At 70.5% G+C, this 9,271-nt stretch carries 13 protein-coding genes; 6 read left to right on the forward strand and 7 right to left on the reverse strand.

Annotated features, from left to right (window positions below; genetic code table 11):
• Nucleotides 1-39 precede the first annotated feature (39 nt).
• On the reverse strand, nucleotides 40-444 hold the full coding sequence (locus H4N58_RS04465) for a DUF4307 domain-containing protein (RefSeq protein WP_167001794.1): 405 nt from the start codon (nucleotides 442-444) through the stop codon (nucleotides 40-42).
• Nucleotides 445-515: 71 nt separating this feature from the next.
• Here H4N58_RS04465 and mca point away from each other — a divergent pair, with 71 nt between their 5' ends.
• Both mca and H4N58_RS04475 read left to right on the forward strand, forming a co-directional pair.
• Nucleotides 516-1,370 carry a mycothiol conjugate amidase Mca gene (gene mca, locus H4N58_RS04470; RefSeq protein WP_182397179.1) on the forward strand — a complete coding sequence of 285 codons (855 nt, stop codon included), beginning with the start codon at nucleotides 516-518 and terminating at the stop codon, nucleotides 1,368-1,370.
• Between the two features lie 34 nt (nucleotides 1,371-1,404).
• Nucleotides 1,405-1,608 carry a hypothetical protein gene (locus tag H4N58_RS04475; RefSeq protein WP_167001798.1) on the forward strand — a complete coding sequence of 68 codons (204 nt, stop codon included), beginning with the start codon at nucleotides 1,405-1,407 and terminating at the stop codon, nucleotides 1,606-1,608.
• A gap of 9 nt (nucleotides 1,609-1,617) precedes the next feature.
• On the opposite strand, the gene H4N58_RS04480 is transcribed toward H4N58_RS04475, so the two are convergent.
• Nucleotides 1,618-2,262, reverse strand: coding sequence for a Pr6Pr family membrane protein (locus H4N58_RS04480; RefSeq protein ID WP_167248878.1), 645 nt, complete (start codon nucleotides 2,260-2,262; stop codon nucleotides 1,618-1,620).
• Nucleotides 2,263-2,343: 81 nt separating this feature from the next.
• On the opposite strand from H4N58_RS04480, the gene H4N58_RS04485 reads away from it, so the two are divergent.
• Nucleotides 2,344-2,709 (forward strand): MmcQ/YjbR family DNA-binding protein, encoded by a 366-nt coding sequence (locus H4N58_RS04485; protein ID WP_243842893.1) that lies wholly within the window; start codon nucleotides 2,344-2,346, stop codon nucleotides 2,707-2,709.
• Here the strand turns inward: H4N58_RS04485 and H4N58_RS04490 are convergent.
• Both H4N58_RS04490 and H4N58_RS04495 read right to left on the reverse strand, forming a co-directional pair.
• The gene (locus H4N58_RS04490) at nucleotides 2,706-3,287 is read right to left on the reverse strand and encodes a trans-aconitate 2-methyltransferase (protein ID WP_167001802.1); all 582 of its coding nucleotides are present in this window, start codon (nucleotides 3,285-3,287) and stop codon (nucleotides 2,706-2,708) included. The genes H4N58_RS04485 and H4N58_RS04490 overlap by 4 nt on opposite strands.
• Before the next feature lie 15 nt (nucleotides 3,288-3,302).
• Complete coding sequence (locus H4N58_RS04495) at nucleotides 3,303-4,151, reverse strand: DUF1206 domain-containing protein (protein WP_167248876.1); 849 nt, start codon at nucleotides 4,149-4,151, stop codon at nucleotides 3,303-3,305.
• Between the two features lie 76 nt (nucleotides 4,152-4,227).
• Here H4N58_RS04495 and H4N58_RS04500 point away from each other — a divergent pair, with 76 nt between their 5' ends.
• Entirely contained in the window at nucleotides 4,228-4,440 is a 213-nt protein-coding gene (locus tag H4N58_RS04500) for a hypothetical protein (protein ID WP_167001806.1), read from the forward strand.
• A 3-nt stretch (nucleotides 4,441-4,443) separates the two neighbouring features.
• Here H4N58_RS04500 and H4N58_RS04505 read toward each other — a convergent pair whose 3' ends face one another.
• Nucleotides 4,444-4,974, reverse strand: coding sequence for a DUF1269 domain-containing protein (locus H4N58_RS04505; RefSeq protein ID WP_167248874.1), 531 nt, complete (start codon nucleotides 4,972-4,974; stop codon nucleotides 4,444-4,446).
• Nucleotides 4,975-5,134: 160 nt separating this feature from the next.
• On the opposite strand from H4N58_RS04505, the gene H4N58_RS04510 reads away from it, so the two are divergent.
• Entirely contained in the window at nucleotides 5,135-7,138 is a 2,004-nt protein-coding gene (locus H4N58_RS04510) for a thioredoxin domain-containing protein (RefSeq protein WP_167001810.1), read from the forward strand.
• Nucleotides 7,139-7,161: 23 nt separating this feature from the next.
• On the opposite strand, the gene H4N58_RS04515 is transcribed toward H4N58_RS04510, so the two are convergent.
• Complete coding sequence (locus tag H4N58_RS04515; RefSeq protein WP_167001812.1) at nucleotides 7,162-7,716, reverse strand: Uma2 family endonuclease; 555 nt, start codon at nucleotides 7,714-7,716, stop codon at nucleotides 7,162-7,164.
• 23 nt (nucleotides 7,717-7,739) lie between these two features.
• The gene (locus H4N58_RS04520; RefSeq protein ID WP_208322273.1) at nucleotides 7,740-8,441 is read right to left on the reverse strand and encodes a hemolysin III family protein; all 702 of its coding nucleotides are present in this window, start codon (nucleotides 8,439-8,441) and stop codon (nucleotides 7,740-7,742) included.
• Between the two features lie 64 nt (nucleotides 8,442-8,505).
• On the opposite strand from H4N58_RS04520, the gene H4N58_RS04525 reads away from it, so the two are divergent.
• Complete coding sequence (locus H4N58_RS04525; protein ID WP_167001814.1) at nucleotides 8,506-9,267, forward strand: isoprenyl transferase; 762 nt, start codon at nucleotides 8,506-8,508, stop codon at nucleotides 9,265-9,267.
• Nucleotides 9,268-9,271: the final 4 nt, after the last annotated feature.

Below are 9,271 nucleotides of genomic sequence, written 5' to 3' on the forward strand. Positions count from 1 at the left end.
CTAGCAATTCTGCGGCCCTGGGCCAAGGCGTGACGTGCCTCAGGAGGTGAGGCGGCACTCCTGGATGACGACGGTGACGGCACGCCGCTCCGTGCTGACCACGTCGGTGGTGGCGGTGTTGCCGGTCGTGGTACGGGGGATCGTGATCGTCTTCTCGCCGACGTACGACTTGTCCTGCGCCTGGGCGGCGACGTCGCACTCGGCCGGCTTGCCCGAGGAGTGGAACACCCGGAGGGTCACCGACGTCTCGTGGTCGGAGAGCACGTCGAAGGCCACCACGTCGGCCTGGAAGCTGTCCTCGGTCTGGTACTGCGCGACGAACCATGCCGCGATCACGCCGAGCGTGACGCCGACGACGGCGATCACCGTCCACGTCCGGCGACTCAGACCCTTGCTGCGACGTCCGTACCGGCTGGCGGTCAGGTCGGGCTGGGTGGTGGGCATGACACCATTGTGACCGAGTGGACCACGCGATCGACCGGAGGAGTCCTGCTGTGGCGGAGAAGCTGCGCCTGATGCACGTGCACGCGCATCCCGACGACGAGTCGAGCAAAGGCGCCGCATCGACGGCGAAGTACGTCGCAGAGGGGGTCGACGTCCACGTCGCGACTTGTACGGGGGGTGAGCGCGGGTCGATCCTCAACCCGAGCTTCGACCACCCCGGGATCATCGACAACCCCGAGCTGATCGGTGAGATCCGTCGCGAGGAGATGGACCGCGCCCGCGAGATCCTCGGGATCAAGCAGGACTGGCTCGGGTTCGTCGACTCGGGCTGGCCCGAGGGCGATCCGCCGCCGCCGCTGCCCGAGGGCTGCTTCGCGCTGGTCCCGGTCGAGGAGGCCGCGAAGCCGCTGATCGCGCTGATGCGCTCGTTCCGCCCGCACGTCGTCACCACGTACGACGAGAACGGCGGCTACCCTCACCCCGACCACATCATGTGCCACAAGGTCAGCGTCTACGCGTTCGAGAAGGCCGGTGATCCGGACGCGTACCCGGAGCTCGGCGAGCCGTGGCAGCCCCAGAAGCTCTATTACCACCGCGGCTTCACGCGTGTGCGTGCCGAGGCCGTCGATAGCGCGCTGGTACGGCACGGTCTCGAGCCGATCTACGCGGAGCGCATGAAGGACTGGAAGGTCGACCCCGCCGAGGAGGAGGCCATGCTCACCACGCGGGTGCCGTGCGCCGACTACTTCGGCGTCGCCGACGACGCCCTGCGCGCCCACGCGACCCAGATCGACCCCGACGGGCACTGGTTCGCCGTTCCGCTGGAGGTGCGCGCCGAGGCCTGGCCCACCGAGGACTACCAGCTGGTGCGCTCGTTCGTCGAGACCACGACCCCCGAGGACGACCTGTTCGCCGGACTGCGCTGACCGGGCGGCGGCCCGGCGGGCGTACGCTGGTGATATGTCCACCGCCGTGCTCGCCGCCGCCGAGCAGATCAACTTCAAGCCCGCAGGCTGGGTCGCGCTCCTGATCATCCTCGGGCTGTGCGTGGGGCTCTTCTTCCTGATGCGCAGCATGGCGCACCAGATGAAGAAGGTCGACTTCGACGAGAAGGCTACCGAGCGGCCCCGTCGGTCGGCGCAGCCGCCGAACGACGACGCCTGAGCGACGGGCTCAGCGCCCGAGCCGGCGTCCGCCCGCCATCGCCGCCGCGGCGATCACGACCGCGAGCACCGCGATGAGCGAGAGCGTCACGACCACCTGGCCCCACCCGACGGCAGCCGCGTCGAGGAAGTCGTACGGGACGGGGAGCGGTGGCTCGCCCTCCGGCCCGACGAAGCGCGGGTCCGAGACGGCGCCGCGTACCAGCGTGTAGACGACCCATGCGACCGGCCAGGCCAGGAACCACCACGCACGCCGCTCGAGGCGGGGCCTCAGCAGGAAGAACCCGACCACCGAGCCGACCGGCACCAGGGTGTGGAGCACGAGGTCGTACCACGCCTCGACCCCGTGCAGCGTCTGCTGGCCCGCGAGCAGCAGGTGGTAGACGGCGCCCGTGATGACGATGCCGACGAGGCCCGCGAGGTAGACCGGCTGCCACCAGCCGGCGATCTTGCCCCGCAGGGCGATGACGACGGCGGCGACGAGGACGAGGATGTTCGACTCGATCGTGAAGTACGAGAAGAAGTTGACGAGGCTGCGTCCCTCGGTGACGACGGTGACGGCCTGCCCGACCGTCGCCCATGTCCCCAGCACTGCCAGGACGCCGAACCAGACCCGGACGCTCATCCCGCCGGTGCGGGCCGCAGTGTCGTGCACGCGCTCAATCTAGCTGGACCCCTGCGGTCGTGCGCCCGGCGCGCTCGGGCGCGTGTCAGTGCCGTGAGCGAGGCTGGTGCCGTGGCGAGACCTGATGTTCCTCTCGAGATGCTCGACCGGCTCCGTGCCGTCCTCCTCGTCCTCCCGTCGTGCGACGAGGAGGACGCGTGGGTCGGCGTGCGCTGGCGCGTGGGCTCGGCGACGGTGGCCCATGTGTTCGGCGGCGAGGACGGGCTGTTCCGCATCACCTTCCGCGCCGATGCGGGCGAGCTGATGGCGTTCGAGCGGCTGGGTCCGCCGTACTTCCGCGGGGAGTGGGGCGACAACGTCGTGGGGATGCTGCTCGACGACGACACCGACTGGGACGAGCTCTCCGAGCTCCTCGTCGACGCCTACTGCATCCAGGCGCCGGCCAGGCTGGTCGCGCTCGTCCAGCGTCCGACCTAGGCGGGCAGCTCGCGCGCGACCGCGAGGACGTCGTATGCGTCGCCGGCGGGCGTCGCGCGCACGACGTGACGCAGCGACAGCATCTCCATGCCGTCGAGCGCGGTCGCCAGGGACGCCACGGTCGGCAGGACCTCGGGAGAGCGCGGACCGCCGACGCCGTACGCGAGGTTGTCCCGCGCATGGCCGAGGTAGACGACCCTGCCGGCCGGACGCAGCCACGTGCGTGCACGCTCGAGCACCAGCGGCAGCTGATCGGTCTGGAGGTAGGCGATCAGCACGAGGTCGACGCGTTCTTTCGGCTCCCACGTGAGGGCGTCACCGACCAGCCAGCGCACCGTGTCACCCGTCGCGTCCCACTCACGCTCGGCGTCCGCGATCGCGACCGGCGAGAAGTCGATGGCCTCCACCTGCCAGCCGCGGGTGGCGAGCCAAGCGGCGTGCCGGCCGTCCCCGCATGCGAGGTCCACGGCTCGCCCTGGCGACAGCGCGACGAGCTCAGCGACGAGCGTCGCGTTGGGGACGGCGCCGAACGGGCGGGGCTGCTCTGCGTAGCGGCGGTCCCAGTCGCTGGAGTCCATGCCCGCAGCCTAGGGTCAGCGGCGCTTGACGTGGCGCGCCCAGCCGAAGCAGTACGCGCCGAAGGCCGCGAGCCCCAAGGCGACAAGGGTCAGCAGGTACGGCCCGAACGGCTGCTCGCGCAGGGTCCGGAGCGCGTCGTCGAGGCCACCTGCACGGTCCGGGTCGTGGTCGATCGCGGCGAGGATGAAGAGCACCCCGATGATCGCGAGCGCGATCCCCTTGGCGACGTAGCCGACCTGGCCGAGCCGGACGATCGCCGACCCGCTCGTCCCGCTCGACGCCGACGGGTCGAGGTCGTGCTCGAACGACCGCGTCACACCGCGATAGCCCTGGTAGCCGGCGAGAGCGAGCGTCGCGAGCCCGACGAGCGCCACGATCCAGGGACCGCCGGGTGCTCCCATGACGCGAGCAGTCAGCGTCTCCTCGCTGCCGCCCGAGCCACCCGAGCCGCCGCCACCCGACGTACCGGACGCCTGGCGGGCCGCGAGCACGGCGAGAGCGCCGTACAGGACGGCCTTGCCCGCCGCCGAGACCCGCTTGAACGTGCGCTTGGCGCCGTCCTTGTCGCGGAACCCCCACACGGCGTCCGCCAGCTGCCACAGCACCAGGGCCACGAAGCCGACAGCGGTCACCCAGAGCAGCGCCTTGCCGGGCCCGCTCTCGGAGACCATCGCCAGCGCACCCGATTGGCTCGCATCCTCCTGGGTGCCGCCCCACGCGACCTGCAGCGCGATCCACGCGACCAGGAGATGGACGATGCCGTACGCGACGAGCCCCACGCGCGCCCCGACCTCGAGCGCCTTGCTGTCGCGGACCTCACGGCCGGCCTGCTTGCCCTTGCCCTTGCCCTTCACGTTCGTCATCCGGGCATGGTGTCACCCCGCCCGGTCAGGACCGCGACCCGGCTACGCTTCTCGTTCTTCGACCGCAGGAGGATCCATGCCACCCGAGGACTCGCCCGTCCCGACCGAGTACCCGACGGCGCTCGGTCGCACCGCCCGGCGTGAGCTGGCGCGGCACGGCTACACCACGTACGCGCAGCTCACCGACGTCACGCCGAAGGACCTCCTGGCGATCCATGGCGTCGGACCGAAGGCCGTGCGCATCCTCGGTGAGGAGCTCAGCGCGCGCGGGCTCGCGTTCGCGGACTGATCGTCAGGACTTTGAGGCCTCGTCGATCTCTGCCTCGAGTGCCTTCTCGTCGGCGCGCAGCTCCTTCTTGGTGACCTTGGCGGCGCGACGCAGGTTCCCTTCGACCCGTGACTCCATGTCGGTCGCCGCGACCACGACCAGACCACTCTGACCGTCGTCCAGCAGCTCGCCGAGCTCCTTCAGGTCGTGGCGGCTCATCCCTCGCGTCACGTGGCCGGCGAGCGCGCCGAGAGCGCCTCCGCCCACGCCCCCGACGATGAGAGCGCCGCCGATCGTGATCGCCGGGAAGAGCGCGACCAGCGCGCCGCCCACCAGGCCGATGCCGAGGCCGCCCCACGCTCCGTGGCGAGTCGGCTGCTCGTGCTTCTTGACGATCTTGACCTTGCCGTCCTCGTGCTTGGAGATCACCGCCGCGTCGTAGGTGTCCAGCAGGTCGGCGTCTTTGTACAGCGCCTTCACCGCGTCGTAGTCGGCAACGGCGTCGTCCTCGTTGTCATAGCTGGCGCCGAAGACGATCAGCGTGTCGAGTGCCATGTCGTTCTCCTCTGGTTGCGGAGACCGCGTGGCCGAACTGCCACACGCTCCCTGTGAGCGTAACGATTTATCCGAGATGGGTGTGATGACCGAAATGGGGGCTTTTCTCTCCGTTTCGCCGGGGTGGGGTGCAGGAGCGGGCTGGTCCTACGGTGGAGGCATGGCCAACCGACTCAGCCGCGCCACGTCTCCGTACCTCCTGCAGCACGCCGACAACCCCGTCGACTGGCACGAGTGGGGCGAGGAGGCGTTGGCGCTCGCCGCCGAGCGCGACGTCCCGGTGCTGCTGAGCGTCGGATACGCCGCGTGCCACTGGTGTCACGTGATGGCGCACGAGTCGTTCGAGGACGTGGACACGGCGGCGTATCTCAACGCGCACTTCGTTCCGGTCAAGGTCGACCGCGAGGAGCGTCCCGACGTCGATGCGGTCTACATGCGGGCGACCACCGCGATGACCGGCCAGGGCGGGTGGCCGATGACGGTCGTGCTCACGCCGACCGGCGACCCGTTCTTCGCCGGCACCTACTTCCCACCCGAGCCGAGGCACGGGATGCCGGCGTTCCGGCAGGTGCTCGAGGCCGTCGCCGACGTGTGGCAGACACGGCGCGGCGACGTCGACCGGATCAGTGCCGACGTCGTCGGGCACCTCGGCGCGCTCGAGGATGCCACCGGGCCCGCGCTCGACGCCGACGCCCTGGACACCGCCGTCCGTGGTCTCGCCGCCCAGTACGACGCGGCGAACGGCGGCTTCGGGGGCGCGCCGAAGTTCCCGCCGTCGATGTGCCTGGAGCTTCTGCTGCGCTACGCGGCCCGCACAGGCTCCGCAGACGCGCTCGCGATGGTCGAGCACACGGTCGAGGCGATGGCGCGCGGCGGGATGTACGACCAGCTCGGCGGCGGGTTCGCGCGTTACTCGGTCGACGCCGGTTGGGTGGTGCCGCACTTCGAGAAGATGCTGTACGACAACGCGCTCCTGCTGCGCGTCTCTCTCCACCTGTGGCGCCAGACCGGTTCGGACCTGGCGCTGCGCGTGGTGCGGGAGACAGCTGACTTCCTCCTCACCGACCTCGCGACGGCCGAGGGCGGGTTCGCATCCGCGCTGGACGCCGACACCGACGGCGTCGAAGGGGCGTTCTACGTCTGGACCCCGGCGCAGCTCGTCGACGTGGTCGGCGAGGCGGACGGCGCCTGGGCCGCGCAGCTGCTGAGCATCACGGCGGACGGGACCTTCGAGCACGGGACGTCGACGGCACAGCTGCGTGAGGACCCTGACGACCTCGCGCGCTGGGCCGATGTCCGGGGGCGGCTCGCGACCGCCCGCCGCGCCGAGCGGACAGCGCCTGCTCGTGACGACAAGGTCGTCGCCGCATGGAACGGGCTCGCCGTCACCGCCCTCGCCGAGGCGGGGGTGCTGCTCGGCGAGCCGGAGTACGCCGACGCGGCCGTCGTCGCGGCGACGCTGCTCGCGACCTTGCACACGGGCGACGACGGCCGCCTCGTCCGGACCTCGCGCGACGGCGTCCCGTCGGCCAACGCGGGGGTCCTCGAGGACTACGGCTGTGTCGCCGAGGCATACCTCGCGGTCCTCGGGGTGACCGGTGACGCGGTGTGGCTCACGCGGGCGCGCGCGCTGCTCGACGTCGTGCTCGCGCACTTCCGGGTCGCACCTGACGCTGACCCGGCCGAGGGGAGGGGCTTCTACGACACCGCCGATGATGCGCAGGCCTTGGTCGTACGGCCCCGCGACCTCGCCGACAACGCCACGCCTTCGGGGACGTCGGCGGTCGCTGCCGCGTTCGTGTCGGCGGGGGCGATCACGGGGGAGGGCCGCTATCGGTCCGCGGCCGAGGAGGCGGTGCGCTCGGCGTCCGCGCTGGCCACCGGGTCGCCGCGATTCGCCGGATGGACGCTCGCCGTCGCCGAGGCGCTGCTCGCGGGGCCGCTCGAGATCGCCGTGGTCGGGGAGGGCGACGGTGCCGCGGCGCTACACCGCGCCGCGCTGGCGCTCCCGTCGCCCGGCGCGGTGGTCGTCGCCGCTCCGGTCGGGACACCGCTGCCGCTGTTCGAGGCCAAGGACCTCGTCGACGGACGTCCTGCTGCGTACGTGTGCCGCGGGTTCGTCTGCGAGCGTCCGGTGACCGACCCCGCCGCACTCACGTCGTAGGCGAGGTCGGACCGTCAGCCGGGTCAGCTCAGCACGCTGGCCGGCGACAGCGAGACGGGGAACGGACGGGTGAGGTCGACGGTCTCGTCGCCGACCGCCCGCGCCACCTCGACGTACTCGCCGTCGACGAGGTCCCAGCAGATCAGCGACCGCTCGTACGGCTCCGGGTCGATCACCCAGTACGACGCCGCACCCGCGAACTCGTACCGGGACTTTTTGAGCAGCAGATCGATGCTGCGGGTGCTGGGAGAGATCACCTCGATGGCGAGCAGTGGTGGCGCGTTCAGGACACGGCCGTCCACGTCGGCGCGATGAGCGACGACGACGTCGGGTCGCACCACCGAGTCCTCGGCGAGGACGACGTCGAGCGGGGAGACGAAGACCTTCATCTCCGGTGGGCACGACGCTCGGAGAAGGACCGTGAGCTCGAGGACGGCGTCCTGGTGCTCCGGAGACGGGGCCGGCGTCACGATGAGCGAGCCGTCGATGAGCTCGTACCGGTGTCCGTCGTCGGGGATGGAGTCGAGGTCGGCCCGCGTCAGCGGCCGTAGAGGGGGCAGGCCGATAGGGTGCGTCATCCTCCCAGGCTAGGCGGTCGGCCTCAGGTCGTGTACGCGGCGATAGAGATGCCGACGTAGTGCACGATGAACGCCGCGATCGTCAGCGTATGGAACACCTCGTGGAACCCGAACCATCGCGGGAACGGGTCGGGGAAACGCAGTCCGTACACGACCGCGCCGAGTGAGTAGAGGCCCCCTCCGACGATGATCAGCACGAGGACCGCGGTCGACGAGGCGGCGGCGAACTCGTCGAGCCAGAACAGGGCCGCCCAGCCCAGCAGCACGTAGATCGGGGTGTAGAGCCATCGCGGTGCGTGCACCCAGCACACCCGGAATGCCACCCCGCCGATCGCGCCGACCCACACGAGCGTGAGCAGAATCGTGGCGTCGTGGGGGGCGAGGAGGATCAGCGCGAACGGCGTGTACGAGCCGGCGATGAGCAAGAAGATGTTGGCGTGGTCGAAGCGCTTGAGCAGCATCTCGGCGCGAGGGCCCCAGCGTCCAACGTGGTAGACGGCGCTGACTCCGAACAGCAGCAGCGCGCTGGCCATGTAGATCGCCACGCCCGTCTTAGACCTCGCGCCGGGGGCGAGCACGAGGAGGACCACGAACGCGACCAGGGCGAGTGGCCAGGTGGCGGCGTGGAGCCAGCCGCGCAGTCTAGGCTTGATCTCGACCACGACGTCGCGGATACGATCGCCGACGTCGAAGGAAGCTGGGGGGAACGCCTCATGCTTACTCACAAGTACGACCTTAACGAACGAACCTACGCGAGCGTAGGTAACACTCCTCACGGGAGGACCATCGGTGTCGGTACGCGACCTGCTCTACTCCGTCTATGAGCGACAGCTGCTCGGCAGCCTGCGTCAGGACCAGGTCCCGGCACACGTCGGCGTGATCGTCGACGGCAACCGGCGATGGGCCAAGGGGGCCGGCGGCGACGTCACCTCCGGCTACCAGGCGGGCGCCGACAAGATCATCGAGTTCCTCGGCTGGTGTGACGACCTCGACGTCAAGGTCGTCACCCTCTGGCTCCTGTCGGTCGACAACCTGCAGCGTCCCGAGCCCGAGATCCGGGCTCTCCTCGGTGTCATCGGCAACCTCGTCGACCAGCTGACCGCGTTGCGCCGCTGGCACGTCCGCCTCATCGGCAACCTCGACCTCCTCCCCGACGATCTCGCGGGCTCCCTGCAGGAAGCCGTCGCGTCGACCAGCGACACCGACGGCATGGAGGTCAACCTCTGCGTCGGGTACGGCGGACGCCAGGAGCTCGCCGACGCCGTCCGCTCGCTGCTGCGCGAGCAGTCCGAGCAGGGCCGCACGATCGACGAGGTCGCCGAGGTCCTCGACGTCGAGCACATCGCCGACCACCTCTACACCAAGGGCCAGCCCGACCCCGACCTCGTGATCCGCACGTCCGGAGAGCAGCGGCTGTCCGGCTTCCTCCTGTGGCAGAGCGTCCACAGCGAGTTCTACTTCTGCGAGGCCCTGTGGCCCGCGTTCCGGCGCGTCGACTTCCTGCGCGCCATCCGCTCGTACGCAGAGCGCGAGCGGCGCTTCGGTCAGTGACGCC

Origin of the sequence: Mumia sp. ZJ1417 (assembly GCF_014127285.1) — a bacterium.
Classification (GTDB): domain Bacteria; phylum Actinomycetota; class Actinomycetes; order Propionibacteriales; family Nocardioidaceae; genus Mumia.

Bases quoted from the DNA above. Each gene is read 5' to 3' on its own strand.
- H4N58_RS04505 (WP_167248874.1), bottom strand. From the start codon at position 4,974: ATGGCACTCGACACGCTGATCGTCTTCGGCGCCAGCTATGACAACGAG.
- mca (WP_182397179.1), top strand. From the start codon at position 516: ATGCACGTGCACGCGCATCCCGACGACGAGTCGAGCAAAGGCGCCGCA.
- H4N58_RS04465 (WP_167001794.1), bottom strand. From the start codon at position 444: ATGCCCACCACCCAGCCCGACCTGACCGCCAGCCGGTACGGACGTCGC.
- H4N58_RS04495 (WP_167248876.1), bottom strand. From the start codon at position 4,151: ATGACGAACGTGAAGGGCAAGGGCAAGGGCAAGCAGGCCGGCCGTGAG.
- H4N58_RS04490 (WP_167001802.1), bottom strand. From the start codon at position 3,287: ATGGACTCCAGCGACTGGGACCGCCGCTACGCAGAGCAGCCCCGCCCG.
- H4N58_RS04510 (WP_167001810.1), top strand. From the start codon at position 5,135: ATGGCCAACCGACTCAGCCGCGCCACGTCTCCGTACCTCCTGCAGCAC.
- H4N58_RS04475 (WP_167001798.1), top strand. From the start codon at position 1,405: ATGTCCACCGCCGTGCTCGCCGCCGCCGAGCAGATCAACTTCAAGCCC.
- H4N58_RS04515 (WP_167001812.1), bottom strand. From the start codon at position 7,716: ATGACGCACCCTATCGGCCTGCCCCCTCTACGGCCGCTGACGCGGGCC.
- H4N58_RS04500 (WP_167001806.1), top strand. From the start codon at position 4,228: ATGCCACCCGAGGACTCGCCCGTCCCGACCGAGTACCCGACGGCGCTC.